Origin of the sequence: Flavobacterium sp. IMCC34518 (assembly GCF_027111095.2) — a bacterium.
Classification (GTDB): Bacteria; Bacteroidota; Bacteroidia; order Flavobacteriales; family Flavobacteriaceae; genus Flavobacterium; species Flavobacterium praedii.
This window is the reverse complement of the sequence record NZ_CP114284.2, coordinates 3,669,197-3,692,573: the sequence shown is the minus strand read 5'-3', so window position 1 is coordinate 3,692,573 and position 23,377 is coordinate 3,669,197. Positions and strand designations below refer to the sequence as shown.

Below are 23,377 nucleotides of genomic sequence, written 5' to 3'. Positions count from 1 at the left end.
AATGAAAAAACTTTTACACTTCAGCAGTTATATACTAGAATTAAAAAAAGAATTATTTACCAGTCTTTTAATTCTCACTTCTTTATTAAGTATTTCACAAACAATTACACCAACAAAAACGGTTACAGTTCGACCAGGTGTTTGTGGAAAAATAGATGTGGAGCTAAAAATACAAGGAGCAAATCCAGTTTCAAGACCTCTTGAAGTTGTTTTGGTTATTGACGTTTCTGGTAGTATGGGAGATGGTAATAATCCAAAACCTTTGGCACATGCACAAGATGCAGCAGTCGATTTTATAAACAAAACTTTTTTAGCAGCAAATAATCCAACTGGTAAAAATAAGATTGCAATTGTGAAATATAGCAGCACTGCAACAATTGTAAAGCCATTAACTTTATCAAGTGGACAAACCGATTTGATAAATGCTATAAATGCATTGACTGCGAATGGTAGTACCAATATACAAGACGGTATTAAAAAAGCAGATGATGAACTAACAGCACATGGCACTTTTGACTGTGTCACTTCTAGAAGTATCGTATTATTGACAGATGGTGTTGCAAATAGAGTTGGAAATGATCAATCGTGTACATCAGGTCAAGGTGGAGATTGTATTCAATTTGCAATAACTGCCGCTACAAATGCAAAAACAACTCCAGTAGCGGGTGTAACCTATAATAATCAAATATTTTGTGTAGGCCTTTTTGGAGCTATTTCCGGAACAGATCAAACTAATGCAGAATATACTCTTAATAATATTCAATCTGCTGGCTCTTATTTTACAGAAAGTGGTGCTGATTTAACTGGAATATATGGACAAATATTCACCCAACTATCTTGGATTGCTCAACAAATAACAGGCACTCCATTTGATAAAGAAACAGTTAGTGCTGATTTTACGATTGGCACAATTACCCCATCAAAAGGTACTACTTCAGTGTCTGGACAAGTTATCTCTTGGAATATTGATTTTCTAAATGTTGAAACCATAACTTTAAAATATGAATTGACTCCAAAAGCCAATGTATGTGGTACAAAAACTGTCAGTAGTTCACATCTTGATTATAAGAACTCGGCTTGTGCAACTGCTGCAATGGATATTACAACTCCTTCTACCAATGTTCCATGTCCTTCTGTTAGTTTAGCCTCCCAAACTAATGTTAAGTGTTTTGGAGAAACCACAGGTGCAATAACAATTAATGGAGCAACTGGCGGAACAGGTCCTTATACATATGCTTGGAAAAAAAATGGATCCCCATATGCCACTACTCAAAATTTAACAGGATTGGGAGCAGGAACCTATATAGTTATTGCAACTGATGCTAATGGATGCGCATCAAGTGAATTATCAGTAACCATTACACAACCTACTTCGGCTTTGGCTGTGGCCAAAACTTCTCAAACTGATGTTTTATGTTTTGGAGCTTCCACTGGAGCCATTAACATTACGGCTTCTGGCGGAACAGGTGCTTACACTTACGACTGGGCTGATTTGGTTGGAACCAATGATGTTGAAGACCGCACAGGATTAGCGGCAGGAACTTATACCGTAACTGTAAAAGATGCCAATGGTTGTAGTACTGCTGCATTATCAATAATCATTACACAACCTGCTTCGGCTGTGGCTGTGGCCAAAACTTCTCAAACAGACGTTTCATGCTTTGGAGCTTCTACTGGCGCCATTAACATTACGGCTTCTGGCGGAACAGGTGCTTACACTTACGACTGGGCTGATTTGGTTGGAACCAATGATATCGAAGACCGCACAGGATTAGCGGCAGGAACTTATACCGTAACTGTAAAAGATGCCAATGGTTGTAGTACTGCTGCATTATCAATAATCATTACACAACCTGATTCGGCTGTGGCTGTGGCCAAAACTTCTCAAACAGACGTTTCATGCTTTGGAGCTTCTACTGGCGCCATTAACATTACGGCTTCTGGCGGAACAGGTGCTTACACTTACGACTGGGCAGATTTGGCAGGAACCAATGATATTGAAGACCGCACTGGACTAGCAGCAGGAACTTATAACGTAACTGTAAAAGATGCCAATGGTTGTAGCACTACTGCTTTGTCAGTAATTATTACTCAACCTGCTTCGGCTGTGGCTGTGGCAAAAATTTCTCAAACCGATGTTTTATGTTTTGGAGCTTCCACTGGAGCCATTAACATTACGGCTTCTGGCGGAACAGGTGCTTACACTTACGACTGGGCTGATTTGGTTGGAACCAATGATATCGAAGACCGCACAGGATTAGCGGCAGGAACTTATACCGTAACTGTAAAAGATGCCAATGGTTGTAGTACTGCTGCATTATCAATAATCATTACACAACCTGCTTCGGCTGTGGCTGTGGCCAAAACTTCTCAAACTGATGTTTTATGTTTTGGGGCTTCTACTGGGGCCATTAACATTACGGCTTCTGGCGGAACAGGCGCTTACACTTACGACTGGGCTGATTTGGTTGGAACCAATGATGTTGAAGACCGCACAGGATTAGCGGCAGGAACTTATACCGTAACTGTAAAAGATGCCAATGGTTGTAGTACTACTGCTTTGTCAGTAATTATTACTCAACCTGATTCGGCTGTGGCTGTGGCCAAAACTTCTCAAACCGATGTTTTATGTTTTGGAGCTTCTACTGGCGCCATTAACATTACGGCTTCTGGCGGAACAGGTGCTTACACTTACGACTGGGCTGATTTGGTTGGAACCAATGATATCGAAGACCGCACAGGACTAGCGGCAGGAACTTATACCGTAACTGTAAAAGATGCCAATGGCTGTACTACTGCTGCATTATCAATAATCATTACACAACCTGCTTCGGCTGTGGCTGTGGCCAAAACTTCTCAAACTGATGTTTTATGTTTTGGGGCTTCTACTGGAGCCATTAACATTACGGCTTCCGGCGGAACAGGTGCTTACACTTACGACTGGGCTGATTTGGCAGGAACCAATGATATCGAAGACCGCACAGGACTAGCGGCAGGAACTTATACCGTAACTGTAAAAGATGCCAATGGTTGTAGCACTACTGCTTTGTCAGTAATTATTACTCAACCTGCTTCGGCTGTGGCTGTGGCCAAAACTTCTCAAACAGACGTTTTATGTTTTGGGGCTTCTACTGGCGCCATTAACATTACGGCTTCTGGCGGAACAGGTGCTTACACTTACGACTGGGCTGATTTGGTTGGAACCAATGATATCGAAGACCGTACTGGACTAGCAGCAGGAACTTATAACGTAACTGTAAAAGATGCCAATGGTTGTAGCACTACTGCTTTGTCAGTAATTATTACTCAACCTGCTTCGGCTGTGGCTGTGGCCAAAACTTCTCAAACCGATGTTTTATGTTTTGGAGCTTCCACTGGAGCCATTAACATTACGGCTTCTGGCGGAACAGGTGCTTACACTTACGACTGGGCTGATTTGGTTGGAACCAATGATGTTGAAGACCGCACTGGACTAGCGGCAGGAACTTATACCGTAACTGTAAAAGATGCCAATGGTTGTAGTACTACTGCATTATCAGTAATCATTACACAACCTGCTTCGGCTGTGACTGTGGCCAAAACTTCTCAAACAGACGTTTTATGTTTTGGAGCTTCTACTGGGGCCATTAACATTACGGCTTCTGGCGGAACAGGTGCTTACACTTACGACTGGGCTGATTTGGCTGGAACCAATGATATAGAAGATCGTACAGGACTAGCGGCAGGAACTTATACCGTATCTGTAAAAGATGCCAATGGTTGTAGTACTGCGGCATTATCAATAATCATTACACAACCTGCTTCGGCTGTGGCTGTGGCCAAAACTTCTCAAACTGATGTTTTATGTTTTGGGGCTTCTACTGGAGCCATTAACATTACGGCTTCTGGCGGAACAGGTGCTTACACTTACGACTGGGCTGATTTGGCAGGAACCAATGATGTTGAAGACCGCACAGGACTAGCGGCAGGAACTTATACCGTAAGTGTAAAAGATGCCAATGGTTGTAGTACTGCGGCATTATCAATAATCATTACACAACCTGCTTCGGCTGTGGCTGTGGCCAAAACTTCTCAAACTGATGTTTTATGTTTTGGAGCTTCTACTGGCGCCATTAACATTACGGCTTCTGGCGGAACAGGCGCTTACACTTACGATTGGGCTGATTTGGCAGGAACCAATGATATCGAAGACCGCACAGGACTAGCGGCAGGAACTTATACCGTAACTGTAAAAGATGCCAATGGTTGTAGTACTACTGCATTATCAGTAATCATTACACAACCTGCTTCGGCTGTGACTGTGGCCAAAACTTCTCAAACAGACGTTTTATGTTTTGGAGCTTCTACTGGGGCCATTAACATTACGGCTTCTGGCGGAACAGGTGCTTACACTTACGACTGGGCTGATTTGGCAGGAACCAATGATATCGAAGACCGCACTGGACTAGCGGCAGGAACTTATACCGTAACTGTAAAAGATGCCAATGGCTGTAGTACTGCGGCATTATCAATAATCATTACACAACCTGCTTCGGCTGTGGCTGTGGCCAAAACTTCTCAAACCGATGTTTTATGTTTTGGAGCTTCCACTGGAGCTATTAACATTACTGCTTCTGGCGGAACAGGTGCTTACACTTACGACTGGGCTGATTTGGTTGGAACCAATGATATCGAAGACCGCACAGGATTAGCGGCAGGAACTTATACCGTAACTGTAAAAGATGCCAATGGTTGTAGTACTGCTGCATTATCAATAATCATTACACAACCTGCTTCGGCTGTGGCTGTGGCCAAAACTTCTCAAACAGACGTTTCATGCTTTGGAGCTTCCACTGGAGCTATTAATATTACTGCTTCTGGCGGAACAGGCGCTTACACTTACGACTGGGCTGATTTGGTTGGAACCAATGATATCGAAGACCGCACAGGACTAGCGGCAGGAACTTATACCGTAACTGTAAAAGATGCCAATGGCTGTAGTACTGCGGCATTATCAATAATCATTACACAACCTGCTTCGGCTATGGCTGTGGCCAAAACTTCTCAAACTGATGTTTTATGTTTTGGTGCTTCTACTGGCGCCATTAACATTACGGCTTCTGGCGGAACAGGCGCTTACACTTACGACTGGGCTGATTTGGTTGGAACCAATGATATCGAAGACCGCACAGGATTAGCGGCAGGAACTTATACCGTAACTGTAAAAGATGCCAATGGCTGTAGTACTGCGGCATTATCAATAATCATTACACAACCTGCTTCGGCTGTGGCTGTGGCCAAAACTTCTCAAACAGACGTTTCATGCTTTGGAGCTTCCACTGGAGCTATTAATATTACTGCTTCTGGCGGAACAGGTGCTTACACTTACGACTGGGCTGATTTGGCAGGAACCAATGATGTTGAAGACCGCACAGGACTAGCGGCAGGAACTTATACCGTAACTGTAAAAGATGCCAATGGCTGTAGTACTGCGGCATTATCAGTAACCATTGGTCAACCAGAAGCGGTATTAACTTGTTCCATTATACAAAACAAAGCAGTTTCTGCTAATGGTTTAAGCGATGGCCAAGCAACTGTTACTCCTCTTGGCGGAAATGGCGGATACACTTATCTTTGGGACAACGATGAAACAACTGCAAAAGCAGTGGCATTAAACGCTGGATTGCATACTGTTACCGTTACCGATTCCAAAGGATGTAAAACTACTTGCGAAATTACCATCACTCAACCTGATGTATTGTCTTGTAGCATCACTCAAGATGCGCCTGCCAAATGTTATGGTGATAGTAACGGTAAAGCAACTGTTACTGCCATTGGAGGAAATGGGGATTACACTTACTCTTGGGATAACGGTGAAACAACTGCTCAAGCGGTTGGTTTAAATGCTGGTTCACATACTGTAACCGTGACCGATAAATTAGGATATAAAACAACTTGTAACGTAACCATTGGTCAACCAGAAGCGGTATTAACTTGTTCCATTATACAAAATAAAGCAGTTTCTGCTAATGGTTTAAGCGATGGCCAAGCAACTGTTACTCCTCTTGGCGGAAATGGCGGATACACTTATCTTTGGGACAACGATGAAACAACTGCAAAAGCAGTGGCATTAAATGCTGGATTGCACACCGTTACCGTTACCGACTCCAAAGGATGTAAAACTACTTGCGAAATTACCATCACTCAACCTGATGTATTGTCTTGTAGCATCACTCAAGATGCGCCTGCCAAATGTTATGGTGATAGTAACGGTAAAGCAACTGTTACTGCCATTGGAGGAAATGGAGACTACACTTACTTATGGGACAACGGTGAAACAACTGCTCAAGCGGTTGGTTTAAATGCTGGTTCACATACTGTAACCGTGACCGATAAATTAGGATATAAAACAACTTGTAACGTAACCATTGGTCAACCAGAAGCGGTATTAACTTGTTCCATTATACAAAATAAAGCAGTTTCTGCTAATGGTTTAAGCGACGGTCAAGCAACTGTTACTCCTCTTGGCGGAAATGGCGGATACACTTATCTTTGGGACAACGATGAAACAACTGCAAAAGCAGTGGCATTAAATGCTGGATTGCACACTGTTACCGTTACCGACTCCAAAGGATGTAAAACTACTTGCGAAATTACCATCACTCAACCTGATGTATTGTCTTGTAGCATTACTCAAGACGCACCTGCCAAATGTTATGGTGACAGCAACGGTAAAGCAACTGTTACTGCCATTGGCGGAAATGGAGACTACACTTACTTATGGGACAACGGTGAAACAACTGCTCAAGCGGTTGGTTTAAATGCTGGTTCACATACTGTAACCGTGACCGATAAATTAGGATATAAAACAACTTGTAACATAACCATTGGTCAACCAGAAGCGGTATTAACTTGTTCCATTATACAAAATAAAGCAGTTTCTGCTAATGGTTTAAGTGATGGCCAAGCAACTGTTACTCCTCTTGGCGGAAATGGCGGATACACTTATCTTTGGGACAACGATGAAACAACTGCAAAAGCAGTGGCATTAAATGCTGGATTGCACACCGTTACCGTTACCGACTCCAAAGGATGTAAAACTACTTGCGAAATTACCATCACTCAACCTGATGTATTGTCTTGTAGCATCACTCAAGATGCGCCTGCCAAATGTTATGGTGATAGTAACGGTAAAGCAACTGTTAGTGCCATTGGCGGAAATGGAGATTATACTTACTTATGGGACAACGGTGAAACAACTGCTCAAGCGGTTGGTTTAAATGCTGGTTCACATACTGTAACCGTGACCGATAAATTAGGATACAAAACAACTTGTAACGTAACTATTGGTCAACCAGAAGCGGTATTAACTTGTTCAATAATTCAAAACAAAGCAGTTTCTGCTAATGGTTTAAGCGACGGTCAAGCAACTGTTACTCCTCTTGGCGGAAATGGCGGATACACTTATCTTTGGGACAACGATGAAACAACTGCAAAAGCAGTGGCATTAAATGCTGGATTGCACACCGTTACCGTTACCGACTCCAAAGGATGTAACACTACTTGCGAAATTACCATCACTCAACCTGATGTATTGTCTTGCAGCATTACTCAAGATGCGCCTGCCAAATGTTATGGTGATAGTAACGGTAAAGCAACCGTTACTGCCATTGGAGGAAATGGGGATTACACTTACTCTTGGGATAATGGCGAAACAACTGCCCAAGCGGTTGGTTTAAATGCTGGTTCACATACTGTAACCGTTACCGATAAATTAGGATACAAAACAACTTGTAACGTAACCATTGGTCAACCAGAAGCGGTATTAACTTGTTCCATTATACAAAATAAAGCAGTTTCTGCTAATGGTTTAAGCGACGGTCAAGCAACTGTTACTCCTCTTGGCGGAAATGGCGGATACACTTATCTTTGGGACAACGATGAAACAACTGCAAAAGCAGTGGCATTAAATGCTGGATTGCACACCGTTACCGTTACCGACTCCAAAGGATGTAAAACTACTTGCGAAATTACCATCACTCAACCTGATGTATTGTCTTGTAGCATCACTCAAGATGCGCCTGCCAAATGTTATGGTGATAGTAACGGTAAAGCAACCGTTACTGCCATTGGAGGAAATGGAGACTATACTTACTTATGGGACAACGGCGAAACAACTGCTCAAGCGGTTGGTTTAAATGCTGGTTCACATACTGTAACCGTGACCGATAAATTAGGATACAAAACAACTTGTAACGTAACCATTGGTCAACCAGAAGCGGTATTAACTTGTTCAATAATTCAAAACAAAGCAGTTTCTGCTAATGGTTTAAGCGACGGTCAAGCAACTGTTACTCCTCTTGGCGGAAATGGCGGATACACTTATCTTTGGGACAACGATGAAACAACTGCAAAAGCAGTGGCATTAAATGCTGGATTGCACACCGTTACCGTTACCGACTCCAAAGGATGTAAAACTACTTGCGAAATTACCATCACTCAACCTGATGTATTGTCTTGTAGCATCACTCAAGATGCACCTGCCAAATGTTATGGTGACAGCAACGGTAAAGCAACTGTTACTGCCATTGGCGGAAATGGAGACTATACTTACTTATGGGACAACGGTGAAACAACTGCTCAAGCGGTTGGTTTAAATGCTGGTTCACATACTGTAACCGTGACCGATAAATTAGGATACAAAACAACTTGTAACGTAACTATTGGTCAACCAAGTGCTCCTTTAAGTGGTACAGCGGTTATTGTAAACAACAATAATTGTGTTGGATGTAGTAATGGTTCTATTGACATTACTGTTACTGGAGGAACAACTCCTTATACTTTCTTATGGTCTAATGGAGCTATTACTGAAGATATTTCAAACTTACCAAATGGTACGTATAATGTTGAAATTACCGATAAAAATGGTTGCAAAGCCAATTATACTTATGTGATTTCAGAATCAAGTATCAATATTACTAAAGATGGAACTTATGTAGATTCCAATCAAGATGGTATTACCAATATAGGTGATGTGGTGACTTATAATTTTGTGATAACAAACACAGGAAGTGTACCTCTAACAAATATTACAGTATTCGATAACAATGCAGTTATCACAGGAGGGCCTATTGATATTTTGGCTCCTGGAGCAACAGATTCAACTACATTCTCAGGTAGTCATATCATCACACAAGATGATATCAATACAGGTTATGTGTACAATTTAGCAACTGTTACTGGTAAAGATCCAGAAGATAAACCTGTAACGGATACTTCTTCTGATCCTACGCCTTGTACTACTTGTCCAATCAATCCAGAATGTCCTGATTGTACCATTACTCCACTTGAACAAACTCCAGGTATCAATATTACCAAAGATGGAACTTATGTAGATTCCAATCAAGATGGAATTACAAATGTTGGAGATGTAGTAACTTATAATTTTGTAATAAAAAATACAGGAAACACCACTTTAACGAATATAACTGTTACAGATAACAATGCTACAATCACTGGAGGACCAATAGCATCGCTTGCGGTAGGTGCAACTGATTCTAAAACATTCTCAGGTAGTCATGTAATAACTCAAGAAGATATCAATACAGGTTATGTGTACAACTTGGCAACAGCTACTGGTATAGATCCAAAAGGAAATCCTGTAACGGATACTTCTTCTGATCCTACGCCTTGTACTACTTGTCCAATCAATCCAGAATGTCCTGATTGTACTATAACTCCACTTGAACAAACTCCAGGTATCAATATTACCAAAGATGGAACTTATGTAGATTCCAATCAAGATGGTATTACGAATATTGGAGATGTAGTAACTTATAATTTTGTAATAAAAAATACAGGAAACACCACTTTAACGAATATAACTGTTACAGATAACAATGCTACAATCACTGGAGGACCAATAGCATCGCTTGCGGTAGGTGCAACTGATTCTACAACATTCTCAGGTAGTCATGTAATAACTCAAGAAGATATCAATACAGGTTATGTGTACAACTTGGCAACAGCTACTGGTATAGATCCAAAAGGAAATCCTGTAACGGATACTTCTTCTGATCCTACGCCTTGTACTACTTGTCCAATCAATCCAGAATGTCCTGATTGTACTATTACTCCACTTGAACAAACTCCAGGTATCAATATTACCAAAGATGGAACTTATGTAGATTCCAATCAAGATGGTATTACGAATATTGGAGATGTAGTAACTTATAATTTTGTAATAAAAAATACAGGAAACACCACTTTAACGAATATAACTGTTACAGATAACAATGCTACAATCACTGGAGGACCAATAGCATCGCTTGCGGTAGGTGTAACTGATTCTACAACATTCTCAGGTAGTCATGTAATAACTCAAGAAGATATCAATACAGGTTATGTGTACAACTTGGCAACAGCTACTGGTATAGATCCAAAAGGAAATCCTGTAACGGATACTTCTTCTGATCCTACGCCTTGTACTACTTGTCCAATTGATCCAGAATGTCCTGATTGTACTATTACACCACTTACCCAGTCACCTGGATTAGTAGTTATTAAAACGGCTACAACTTCAAGTTATAGCGTTGTTGGGGATGTAATTAATTATACCATTATTGTAAAAAATACAGGAAATCAAACATTGCATCAAATAACAGTAAAAGATCCATTGACTGGATTAGATACAATAATAGAAACATTAACACCAGGTGCCAATTCTGAGTTTACTCAAAGTTATACAGTAACTCAAGAGGATCTGAATAAAGGATCTGTTACCAATGTAGCTAAGGCTGATGGATTTACACCAAATGAAACTCCAATTAGTGCTTCAGATGATGAAATTGTAAATGAAAAAACAAATCCAATTGATGCTGTAGATGATAACGCCGGTATAATTGTTGGTGTGAATCAAATTACTCCAAATGTGATTAACGTATTTACAAATGATACTTTAAATGCATTACCGGTAAATCCTGCCGATGTCATCCTTACAACTGTAACTTCAAACCCATTCCTGCAAATGAATCCTGATGGTTCAATTGATGTATTGGCAGATGCTCCAGTGGGAACACAAACAATGACTTATCAAATTTGTGAAAAATTAAATACAACTAACTGTGATACCGCAATAGTCACTGTTACGATTGAAGCTCCAAGCATAACTGTAGCAGGAGAAGGTACTTGCACAAATGACGTTCCATATTTTAGCTACACCACAACTGCTAATAATTTCACTCCAGTAAATGGATTGACTTTAACTTGGACAGACAGTAAAAACAATGTTGTTGCTACAATGACAAACTTACCTTTAAGCGGAAAAGTATTATGGCCGGGTGCTGTAGTTGATGCAAATGGCAATGGAATCGATTGGCCAGGCTGGTTATTAGTTGATGGTAAATGGATAGAAGGTTCTGATGGGTTCGAAAACCTAAGACCAACTGCATCCGTAACATTTACTGTAAATCCAAGTGAAACCATTACAGTAAATTACCCACCATCAACTCCATACTGTACCGCTAGACCAGTATTTACAATTGATGCTGTTGATGATACTGCAGGGCCAATAGACGGTATAAATGGCGCTACAAATGTTCTTAACGTATTCAAAAATGACACTTTGAATACCGTTGCAGTAAACCCTACAGACGTTACTTTAACTTTAGTAACAGCTGATCCAACAGGATATATGACAATGAATACTGATGGCTCAATAGATATTAAAGATGGCACTCCTGCTGGAACCTATATTTTGACTTATCAAATTTGTGAAAATGCAGACGAAGGAAATTGCGATACAGCCACTGTAACCATAACCGTTATTTGTACTGATAAAACTAAAATATCAGGTATTGTTTTCAATGCAGGTACAAACACTCCTTTGGCTAATGTTCCAGTAAATTTAGTACCACAAGGAACTACTACTGGACCAATCCAAATAAAAATTACCGATGCTCAAGGGTATTATAATTTTACAGGAATGGTTCCTGGAGATTATTTGGTTCAAGTACAAGATGCCAATTTGAATGCTGCATATCAATTATATCCAATAAATTCAAGTTTATTTTTTACCACTTTAGAAAATTGTAAATATCAAACTCACGATTTTGGATATGACAAATCCGATCTACCAGTATTAGGAGACTTTGTTTGGTACGATGTAAATAACAATGGAATTCAAGATGAGTGGTTTGATGCAAACAATGACGGATTAGTAACTAAAAATATTCCAGATGCAAATGGAGGTTTTGATTACAGTAAATGGGAATGGATAGATCTAAATGGTGACGGAAGCTATAAAGGATCTAATAATGTTGGAGAGTTGAATGCGGCCGGTTTTGGTAATGCAAAATCTCCAAATCTATTTGTAACGGGGCCTAATGATTATAATAAAAGTGTAATCATTGGTATTCAAGGTTTCTGGAGAAACCGACCACCAGTTGGAGCATTTGGAGATTACAAAGTGGAATTAAAAATGGATGCCAATTTAGAAGCTCAATCTTCAGCATTGGGAGCTACAGGATTGGTAAAAGTTTTACCAAATACAAGTAAAAAAGAAAATACTAAAAATACTGGCAAACCAACAAGTTTCGAAGTTTGCGGCCCTACTAATGGCAACCCACAAACAGTTGCTGTAACAGCACTCGATCCAGTACACTTGGATATTGACTATGGTATAAGTTGCAAAATGTTTGACGACATACAAGCTACCAATGACGTCTTTAATGTAACACAATGTTCTATTCTAAACGAATTAAGAAATGCATTAACAAACGATTTAATAAATGGATCTACTGCCAATTTAAGTGATTTTAAATTTAAATTATTAACGGCAATTAAACAATTTATTACAATTGATGAAAATGGAAATATAAAACTTATTGACGGAATAGCTACTGGACAATATACATTTGACTATCAAGTGTGTGAAGCATCAAATACTGCAAATTGTAGTACTGCAACAATCACCATAAACGTTGGTGGAATTGAACCGGCAACAATTTCTAGCACAACTTGTAATGCAGATACAACTCCATTAGATCTTAACACATTATTGCCTGCTGATGTTGCAAGAACAGGAACTTGGATTGATACTGATAATATAGGTGGCCTAAATGGTTCTATTTTAAATGCTTTTGGACTCCCTATCAATAAGTACAAATATGAATACAAACTGGCAGGCGATTGTCCACGTAGTATCTTCTTAGTTTTAGATGTTAATGATGATTGTAAAGTATTGGCGTGTAAATCGATTATTATACACAATGCGTTCTCAGCAAATGAAGATGGTATAAATGATTATTTCAAAATTGAAAACTTAGAAGATAATCTTTGTTATAATAACTTTAGAGTTGAAATATACAATAGATGGGGTGTTCTCGTTTTTGAAAAAGATAATTATAACAACGAAGGTAATGCATTTAGAGGACGATCTGAAGGTAGAACAACTATTAATAAAAACGAAGGATTACCAACAGGAACCTATTTCTACATTATTAGTTATGATACTTTTGACGGACAAGGAAAAACATTAAAAGTGAAAAAAGATGGTTATTTGTATTTAGTCAAATAAATCCAAATTAAAATACTCTGAGAAACAAAAAACCTCAGAGTATTTTAAACTATCGCTAAATAAAAGATTAACACTAAATTGAAATACCCTCAAAACTAAGCTATTAAAGCAAATAGCCATTTTAAACCAACAAAAAGCTAACTATGAAAACAAAATTATTTTCAATCGTTTTGATGTTTACAGCTATTGTGAGTTTTGCGCAACAAGATGCTCAGTATACACAATATATGTACAACACAATAAATGTAAACCCAGCTTATGCAGGATCAAGAGGAGCTTTGAGCTTTTTTGCTTTGCATCGTACACAATGGGTTGGGCTTGATGGTGCACCAATTTCTAACACTATTTCGGTTAATACTCCATTCAACAACAGTAGACTTGGTCTAGGTGTATCACTTGTAAATGATGAAATTGGACCATCAACTACTAATTCAATATCAACAGATTTATCATATACTATTCCTGTTTCTGAATCCTATAAATTATCATTTGGTGTTAAAGGAACTATTAACTTATTTAATTTAGACATAAACAAATTAAATCCAAGTGATCAAGGTGATCTCCAATTTCAAAATTTTAACAACGATGTTTCACCAAATGTGGGTGCTGGAATTTATCTACATTCTGACAAAGCTTATTTAGGTTTTTCTGTTCCTAATTTCATAGAAACAAATACCTATAATGATAATGATGTTGCTATTTATAAAGAAAAAATAAACTATTACTTAATTGGAGGATATGTTTTTGATTTAAGTCCTACCATAAAATTCAAACCTACATTTATGACAAAACTTGTAGAAGGATCTCCCTTACAAGTTGATGTTTCAGGAAACTTTATGTTCAATGAAAAACTTACAGTAGGTTTGGCATATAGATGGAGTGCAGCCTTAAGTGCCATGGTTGGTTTTCATATATCAGAAGGTTTGTATATAGGATATGCATATGATTTTGAAACTACAGAATTAGACAATTACAATTCAGGTTCACATGAAATATTCTTACGTTATGAAATATTCAAGAAAAATAATAAAATAACAACACCTAGATTCTTCTAATATTTTCATTTAGTAAGAAGATTTGGTAAAACATTGGATATGCAACTTTTAAAAACAAAATTATAGTTGTTTACTCTTAATAACAGATGTCATGAAAAATATAGAAATCCTTTGTTTCTTACTTACTAGTATATTTTCATCCAATAGTTGGGGACAAAATACTGCTATTGATATAAATAATAAAAAAGTAAGCACTACACAAAGTAATATTTTGATGATGAAAGATAAAACATATACTCCAAATAAGAGGATTAAATATTATCATGTTGAAGAAATTACGATGATGAAATTTGGAGGATATAAAACAGTTTATGATGTTTCAAATCCAAAACTAATTAGGACTTATGATTTGGGTACTAATAATAAAAGAATAGTAACACCCATATTTGTTGATGGAGACCAATTAGAAAAATCAATTTTAAATTCGGATACTTTACTTAGAAGTAGCATTCCAAGTAAAATATTATTTTCTGATACTCCCAAAAAAGCAGATTCGTATGCATCCATAGACATTATTAAAACCTATGAAAGGGTAGCAGAAAAAGGTTTTGAATCTTTGGATATGATGAAAAAGCTAGCTAATTCCTATTTTTTTAATGATGAATTTGATAAAGCAGAAAAATATTATACTAAAATTTTTGCCAAAACCACTGATATAGAACCCGAATATTATTATCGATATTCAATCACATTAAAAGCGGTAGGAAAAATTGAAAAATCGAATGAATATTTAAAAAAGTTCAACCAATTATCTAGTAACAGTACTAGATAAATAACTAATAGTAATCAAAAAAACAGTACAGATTTCTAAAAAACTATTATTATGAAAAACATTACAGTACTTTGCCTAACGATACTTTCCTTTTTTACTCTAAGCACTAATGCGCAAAAAGCTAAAGTATTGAATGCGGATAAAAAATACGATAAATATGCCTACGTAGATGCCATAAAAACATACGAAAGATTAGCCGAAAAAGGGTATAAATCTCCTGAAATGTATGAGAAATTAGGAAATGCTTACTATTTCAATTCTGAATTAGACAAAGCGGCAAATTGGTATGAACAATTATTTGCATTAAATTCTAATGTCGATCCAGAAATCTATTACAGATATGCTTTTTGTTTACGATCTATTGGTCAAAATGAAAAAGCCAATGAGATGCTTAAAATGTATATTGAAAAATCGGATAATTCTACCAAAGGAGAAGAATACATAAAAGAAGTGAATTACATGGATAAAATTAAAGCTAATTCTGGTAGATATAACGTTTCTGATGCAGGAATAAACTCAAAATATTCAGATTATGGCAGCTCTTTTTACAATGACAAATTGGTATTTACTTCTTCAAGAGATACTGGAAGTTTAGGCCAAAGAAAACACACTTGGACAGATCAATATTTTACTAATTTATATGAATCCAAATTGACGCCAGATTCATTATTAACAGATAAACCAAAAAAGTTTTCAAAAGGTGTAAAATCCAAATTTCATGAAGCAAGTGCCATTTTTACAAAAAATGGGAATACTATGTATTTCACCAGAAATAATTATTTGGAAGGAAAAAAAGGTAAAAATGAAGAAAATGTAACCTTGATTAAGTTATACAAAGCCAGTTACATAAACAATGACTGGAAAAATATTACCGAATTACCTTTTAATAGCAACAACTATAGTACAGCACATCCCGCATTAAGTCCAGACGAAAAAACATTGTACTTCGTTTCGGATATGCCAGGCACCATTGGCGAATCTGATATTTTTAAAGTAAGTATTAATGATGATGGCAGTTTTGGCACACCTGAAAATTTAGGAAAAACCATAAACACTGCCGGAAAAGAAACATTTCCTTTTGTTACAGATGAAAATGAAATCTATTTTGCCTCAGACTCCCATTCTGGACTTGGTGGTCTTGATATTTTTGTTTCTCAAATAAATCCAGACGGCACTTTTGGAGAAGTTCAAAATGTTGGAGCAGATGTCAATTCCACAAAAGATGATTTTGCCTATTTAATCAATACCAAAAACAGAATTGGATTTTTCTCTTCCAATAGAGATGGAGGAAAAGGGTATGATGATATCTATCGTTTCAAAGAAATAAAAAGACTAGCAAAAAAATGTGTTCCAGAAATAAGCGGAATTATATCTGAATCTAAAGATGGTAAAAGCATTCCAAATACTAAAGTGTCAAATGCAAAAGTATCTTTATTCAATGATAAACATATATTGATTAGTTCTAAGGAAACCGATGAAAATGGCTATTATCTTTTTAATGTAGAAAGTAAAAACACGTATAGTATCAGAGTTGAAAAAGAAAAATACGATACGGCAGAAAAAACAATAACAATCCCTGTTAATGAATGCAAAATACAGTTAAACTTGTCTATACAACCCACTATTTGTAAGGTAACTATTGGGGATGATTTAGGAGGATGTTTTGGTATAAAATGGATTTATTTTGACTTAGATAAATCTAATATTAGACCAGAAGCTGCCTTAGATTTGGCCAAAATTTTGGATGTATTGAATCAATATCCAACAATGAAATTAGACATTCGTTCCCATACAGATAGTCGTGCTTCATTTAAGTACAATGATGGTTTGTCTGAACGAAGAGCAAAATCCACTAGAGAATGGTTGATCAAAAATGGTGTTGCACCAGATCGATTAGGAAGTAAAGGATACGGTGAAACTCAATTAGTCAACAAATGCTCTGATGGTGTACAATGTACTGAAGAAGAACATCAACAAAACAGACGTAGTGAGTTTATTATAACTGGATTATAAAATATTTTTTTAGCAAAAAAAACTACCTGTAATATGGTAGTTTTTTTTTGCTTTATAGAAATCTCAATTTTTAAATTTTTACAAAAATATTAGTATAATATTTTTTCCCATTTGCTGGATTTTCTCTTATCGAAATACCAAAATGTGTATAATCACCTTCAATATTTTGTTTATGTCCTTCGCTATTTAGCCAAGCATCGAAAGCTCCTTGAGCACTATTGTAATTATAAGCAATATTTTCACTTACTTTTACTGCACCCAAAACTTTTATAATATTAGAAGAACGAGCTTCAAAATCATTATGATTTACAACATTGTTTGCAATCATATAATTATCATGTTCTTCCGATTTGTAGGAAACATGATTGATTTTTTCTAATGCTTTTAACCCAATACTAACACGGTAATTATTAATCAAAGTCATTGTTTCCAATTCTACAGGACTATAATCGTAGTTTAAAACGAGAGACGAAGTTTGATCTGATTCTGTTGAAGTAGTTTCCTCAGAAGTACAGGAAATAAAAAATAAAATTGCAATAAATGAAGACACACGAAGTAATTTCGAACTCATATAAATAGTAGTTTAAATCTAAAGTAGATTGGGGGCAAACTCCTTTATTGTTAACAGCTTAGGCTAATTATTAATCCAAATAAACTGACTTAAATCCAAATCACCAAATATAATCGACGAACTACATCAAAAACACAAAAGATAATACAACATTCTTACATTATGGGGCTAGACGTGAAATTTTCCAAGAATAATCTTCTTCAAGTGTATATCGAATTCGATCATGCAAACGGTTAGGCCTTCCTTGCCAGAATTCAACTTCTTTAGGAAAAACAATAAAACCACCCCAATGTTTTGGTCTTGGAATTACTGAACCTTCGTAATCTTTTTCTAATTGTTTTAAATTTTCTTCCAAATAATTTCGAGAAGGTACAACTTCGCTTTGATTGGAAACTATGGCTCCTAATTTACTTCCATCAGGTCGGGATTCAAAATAGCCATCTGAATTGTTTTCTGATGTTTTTTGTGCTATTCCTTTGATTATGACTTGTCGCTCTAAACTTTCCCAGAAAAACGAAAGACAAACATTTGGATTATTAGCTATCGCCCTACCCTTTTCAGAATTATAATTGGTATAAAAAATAAAACCTTCCTCGTTGAATTTTTTTAAAAGCACTACGCGCGATTTTGGAAAACCATCTAAACCAATTGTTGAAACAGTCATAGCATTAATTTCACCAGTACCTTCAAAATCTTCTACTTCATGAAACCATCTGTTAAAAAGATTAATTGGGTCTTCTGGAATTGAAGATTCTAATAATTCACTTTTTTCGTATGACTTTCTATAATTACTTAAATCGCTCATTTTATTTAGTTTTATACTATTTTATTTTACTATTAAAATTCAAAACTTTTTCCATCATCAGCTAATAATACATTTTTAAAAACAGTTTCGGCTTCCTCTTTAAACAATTGAATGCTATCATACCGAGTAGAATAATGCCCTAATATTAATTGATTTGCATTGGCTTTCAAAGCGATTTTTGCAGCTTCTTTGGCAGTAGAATGCATGGTTTTTGAGGCTAATGATTCTTCGGATTGCAAAAAAGTAGATTCGTGATACAAAACAGTAACATTTTCAATTAGTGGAATTACATCTTCACTGTATTTTGTATCCGAACAAAAAGCGTAACTCAATGCAGGAATTGGATCAAATGTTAGTATTTCATTTGGGACTATTCTACCATCTTCCAGAGTGATGTTTTTACCATTTTTTAAATTCTGATAATAACAGGTTTCTATTTCATAAGATTGTATTGCTTTCATATTGAGTCCACGTTCACCAATTTTTTCTTGAAATAAAAAACCGTTGGTATATACGCGATGTCTTAACGGAATTGTCTTGACTATTACTTTATCATCTTCATAGATAATTTCACTTTTCTTTGATTCCAATTCATGAAAAAACAATTGATAATTTGTCCATGAATTGGACAATCGCAACTGCAAATCAATTATTTCTTTGATTCCTTTTGGTCCATAAATATGCAAATCATTTGTTCTCCCCAGAAGGGCAAAAGTAGAAATCAAACCGATTAATCCAAAAAAATGATCCCCATGCAAATGAGAAATAAAAACATGATTGATTTTTGAAAACTTCAATTTGTTTTTACGCAATTGCACCTGAGTTCCTTCGCCACAATCAATCAAAAAAAGTCTGTTTTTAATTTCTAAAACCTGTGAAGTAGGATTGGTCAATGTACGAGGAGTTGCGGCATAACAGCCAAGAATTGTTAGTTTCAAATTTATTTTTTAGAGTTAAAAAAGTTCAAATTGGAATATATTTTTGAAAACACCTTTTTATTCAATTATTTAATGATGAGAACAAAAAGGTCTTGAATGACCGCGAGCGCGTGAGGGATAGAGCAAGGCGCCAAAGCGCTCGTGATAGCCCGACCGCATTTAGAAAAGGGGCTGAATGAGCGGTTTATATATTAAGCCCCTTTTCTCAATACGGTCACGCCCAAATAATTATATTTTAAAATAATAAAGTATTAACAAAATAATAAGGTATTAAGTGTTTTTTAGACTTTTTAAAAACCCAAATCTCTTTCAATTTCATCCATTTCAATTAAATCTTGCGCTTCCAATTGAGTAGGAACAACGATTATAGACGTAGGAACTTTGTTGTAATCAATATCGCTAACAACAAAAACAATTGATTTTTTTTCTTTTTTATGTTTTTTGGCTAAATCAGAAAAGATTTTGATTGATTTTACATCGACTGATTTGTCATGTGAGATATCTAAAATAAGATTATGCTCTTTGAAACTATTGTACTGGCTATTTATTTTATCTAAAAATGCCACAATATCTCCTTCGGTATCTTTAATTATAACCGTATGACCTTTTGTTGTTACTTTCATTGATATTGTGTTTAATGGTATTTTTTATTGAAGTTTTGAAGCCAATAGATAAATGACTGCCATCCTGATTGCCACTCCATTTTCTACCTGATTTAAAATTACAGATTGTTGAGAATCGGCTACATCGCTAGTAATCTCAACACCTCGATTAATAGGTCCTGGGTGCATAATTACAATTTCTTTATCGAGAGAATTCAATAAATCTTTATCAACGCCATATTGTTGTGCATACTCCCTAGTTGATGGAAAAAAATTGATATCCATTCTTTCATTCTGCACTCTTAACATATTAGCTACATCACACCATTCTAATGCTTTACGCAAATTAGACTCAACCGTTACTCCAAGTGATTCGATGTGTCTTGGGATAAGGGTTTTGGGACCACAAACCTTAACTTCGGCACCTTGCATTTGCAAAGCATAGATATTAGAAAGCGCTACTCTAGAGTGTAAAATATCCCCAACGATTACTATTTTTTTACCAGCTACATCTCCCAATTTTTCTCTAATTGAATAGCTATCTAGTAAGGCTTGAGTGGGATGTTCATGAGCGCCATCGCCTGCGTTTACAATACTTGCCTTTACATTTTTGGACAAAAAATAGGCGGCTCCAGGATTGGAATGTCTCATGACAACCATATCCACTTTCATCGATAGAATATTGTTTACGGTATCTATTAAGGTTTCACCTTTTTTTACTGAAGATTGAGCTGCAGAGAAACTAATAACGTCTGCTGATAATCTTTTTTGTGCCAATTCAAACGATAATTTTGTTCGGGTACTATTTTCAAAAAATATATTAGCAATAGTAATATCTCTTAAGGAAGGCACTTTCTTAATTGGACGGTTTATGACTTCTTTAAAATGATCGGCTGTTTCAAATATTAGGTTAATATCATTTTCATTAATGTACTTAATTCCTAATAAATGATTTACACTTAATTCGCTCATTATTATTTTATTTTCAGATTTTAATTTTATGCAAGTGAATTTGAAATGGAGGTATAAAAACCAGATTAATTGGTTAACAAATACACCCCATCTTCTCCATCTTGTTCTGTCCAACACACTTTGACCTTTTCTCCATTTATAGCGTCTACTTGGCGGCCTCTATAATCTGGTTGAATTGGTAAATCTCTACTAAAACGACGATCTATTAACGCTAACAACTCAATTCCAGAGGGCCTACCAAAAGATTGAATTGCAGTTAGAGCTGCACGAATACTTCGCCCGGTATACAAAACATCGTCTATGAAAATGACTTTTTTATCTTCAACCAAAAAATCAATTTGTGTTTTATTGGCTTCCAAAGGTTTGTTGGTTCTACGAAAATCATCTCTAAAAAAAGTAATATCCAAATAGCCTAAAGATACATTTGGAATGTGATATTCTTTTTCTAATAAAGTTTTCAAACGTTCTGCCAAAAAAGTACCTCTAGGTTGAATTCCTATCAAAACAGTATTCGAAAAATCAAGATGTTTTTCAATTAATTGACAAGCCAAACGATTCAAAATAATATTGACTTCTTTTGAATTGAGTAACACTTTTTGATTCATATTCTAGAAATTATTTATTTAAAAGATATAAGGTTGTTTATGCTTAGTTTTAAAATTCACCAATCGGCTTTAAAACTAATTTGGTTTGGTTAAGCAAATATACAAATTCCGATTTAGGATTTATTCATTACAAGTCTAGAAAAAAATATTTATTATTTTCTAAAAGAAATCCATGTTGCTTTATGCCAAATATACTCCAAAGGGCCTTGCTTATGCATTATTAACCACCATGTACAAAATGCTAATTGAAGTACAAATAAAACAATTCCGATTAGTAAACAATAAGTAGCTCCAGTATATTCAACAAGTCCCAATCCGTAACGGTAATAAATAAAAGAACCTACAATGGATTGCATGATATAATTGGTTAAACTCATTTTCCCAAAAGGAATGAGCTTAACCAAATAATTATTTAAAGATTCTTTTTGATATAACAATAGGAAAGTAGAAACCAAAATAATCATAAATGCACAGTTTGACCATGAAGTTACAATTATTGAAAGACTATTCATAGTTGCTTTTCTTGCTATAATGTCTGGCAAATATATTTTTAATAAAAACAAAGGAATAAAAAGGGTAATGGCATATTGCAATGCTTTTTTCCAAAACAAATTACTTTCAATTGATGCAATAAAAAGTTTTTTGCGTCCAATAAGCATCCCTAAAAGAAATAAAGAAGGAGCTTGAAAAAAACGACCATTTTCCCAAGACCAAAAAACAGATGCTAATCTTCCGATTCTAATATTTCCGATTGCATAATCCAAAAAGGAATTGCTTTTAAAATACTCGCCCATTAGGCCAAAATAATGATCCGATACATTAGGAGCTGGTACAAATTCGGGATGTAAAAGCATATAAAAATACCTAACCCATTCAAATGGTTGTAACATCAAAATTATTGCCGTTATAAAAACAGCTTTGTCATTCCATTTACAAACAGGAATTAATGCAATTCCCAATACAGCATAAATCATTAGAATATCACCTTCGTAAAAAATAGTATTTACAAACCCAAATCCTAATAATAGCAATAAACGCCAAAGAAATCGACCTCTAAAATCATTTCCTTTTTTTTGCTGATTATCATTTTGGATATAAAAACTAAAACCAAAAAGTAATGCAAAAATGGCATACGATTTTCCACCAAAAAGAAAAAACAAGGTCTCCCAAATTATTTTATCTAAAAATTTTATCCATTCTGGCAGGGCTTCTGGAAAATTATAGTAATCAAAATGTTCAATATTATGCAACAACATAATAGACATGATTGCAAAACCTCTTAAGGCATCAACTACTTCAACTCTAGGAGTTTTTAAATTAAAAGAACTGTTTGACATAGGGGCTTAAAACATAGAATTATTTTCTCAAAAGTATCTCAAATTTCAATTAAAAACTAAAAATCGATTTCTAAATTCATTATAAATTAGATATACTTTCTAATGTTATTTTTCAAAAAAAAAAAGCTCCTACAAGTAATGCAGGAGCTTAA

Annotated in this window: 11 protein-coding genes; 4 read left to right on the top strand and 7 right to left on the bottom strand. The window is 35.8% G+C overall.

The features are described 5' to 3' along the window. The first annotated feature begins 1 nt into the window (after window position 1). The 4 genes from OZP06_RS15800 to OZP06_RS15785 all read left to right on the top strand — a co-directional run bounded on the left by OZP06_RS15800 (window position 2) and on the right by OZP06_RS15785 (window position 17,395). Window positions 2-13,555 (top strand): gliding motility-associated C-terminal domain-containing protein, encoded by a 13,554-nt coding sequence (locus OZP06_RS15800; RefSeq protein ID WP_281323958.1) that lies wholly within the window; start codon window positions 2-4, stop codon window positions 13,553-13,555. A 143-nt stretch (window positions 13,556-13,698) separates the two neighbouring features. Continuing rightward, window positions 13,699-14,610, top strand: a complete 912-nt coding sequence (locus tag OZP06_RS15795) for a type IX secretion system membrane protein PorP/SprF (RefSeq protein ID WP_269222716.1) — start codon at window positions 13,699-13,701, stop codon at window positions 14,608-14,610. 91 nt (window positions 14,611-14,701) lie between these two features. Further along, on the top strand, window positions 14,702-15,382 hold the full coding sequence (locus OZP06_RS15790; RefSeq protein ID WP_269222715.1) for a hypothetical protein: 681 nt from the start codon (window positions 14,702-14,704) through the stop codon (window positions 15,380-15,382). Between the two features lie 51 nt (window positions 15,383-15,433). Next, entirely contained in the window at window positions 15,434-17,395 is a 1,962-nt protein-coding gene (locus tag OZP06_RS15785; protein ID WP_269222714.1) for an OmpA family protein, read from the top strand. Between the two features lie 70 nt (window positions 17,396-17,465). Here the strand turns inward: OZP06_RS15785 and OZP06_RS15780 are convergent, their stop codons facing one another. The 7 genes from OZP06_RS15780 to OZP06_RS15750 all read right to left on the bottom strand — a co-directional run bounded on the left by OZP06_RS15780 (window position 17,466) and on the right by OZP06_RS15750 (window position 23,225). Continuing rightward, complete coding sequence (locus OZP06_RS15780; RefSeq protein ID WP_269222713.1) at window positions 17,466-17,966, bottom strand: CAP domain-containing protein; 501 nt, start codon at window positions 17,964-17,966, stop codon at window positions 17,466-17,468. A 160-nt stretch (window positions 17,967-18,126) separates the two neighbouring features. After that, window positions 18,127-18,771, bottom strand: coding sequence for a pyridoxamine 5'-phosphate oxidase (gene pdxH / locus OZP06_RS15775; protein ID WP_269222712.1), 645 nt, complete (start codon window positions 18,769-18,771; stop codon window positions 18,127-18,129). Window positions 18,772-18,803: 32 nt separating this feature from the next. Next, window positions 18,804-19,709: a ribonuclease Z gene (locus tag OZP06_RS15770; protein ID WP_269222711.1), complete on the bottom strand. Its 906-nt coding sequence runs from the start codon at window positions 19,707-19,709 to the stop codon at window positions 18,804-18,806. Window positions 19,710-19,999: 290 nt separating this feature from the next. Next, complete coding sequence (locus OZP06_RS15765; RefSeq protein WP_281323957.1) at window positions 20,000-20,332, bottom strand: ribonuclease Z; 333 nt, start codon at window positions 20,330-20,332, stop codon at window positions 20,000-20,002. Window positions 20,333-20,356: 24 nt separating this feature from the next. Beyond that, window positions 20,357-21,283, bottom strand: a complete 927-nt coding sequence (locus OZP06_RS15760; RefSeq protein ID WP_269222710.1) for an aspartate carbamoyltransferase catalytic subunit — start codon at window positions 21,281-21,283, stop codon at window positions 20,357-20,359. Between the two features lie 65 nt (window positions 21,284-21,348). Beyond that, complete coding sequence (gene pyrR / locus OZP06_RS15755) at window positions 21,349-21,888, bottom strand: bifunctional pyr operon transcriptional regulator/uracil phosphoribosyltransferase PyrR (protein ID WP_281323956.1); 540 nt, start codon at window positions 21,886-21,888, stop codon at window positions 21,349-21,351. A gap of 152 nt (window positions 21,889-22,040) precedes the next feature. After that, window positions 22,041-23,225 carry a DUF418 domain-containing protein gene (locus OZP06_RS15750; RefSeq protein WP_281323955.1) on the bottom strand — a complete coding sequence of 395 codons (1,185 nt, stop codon included), beginning with the start codon at window positions 23,223-23,225 and terminating at the stop codon, window positions 22,041-22,043. Between the last annotated feature and the right edge of the window lie 152 nt (window positions 23,226-23,377).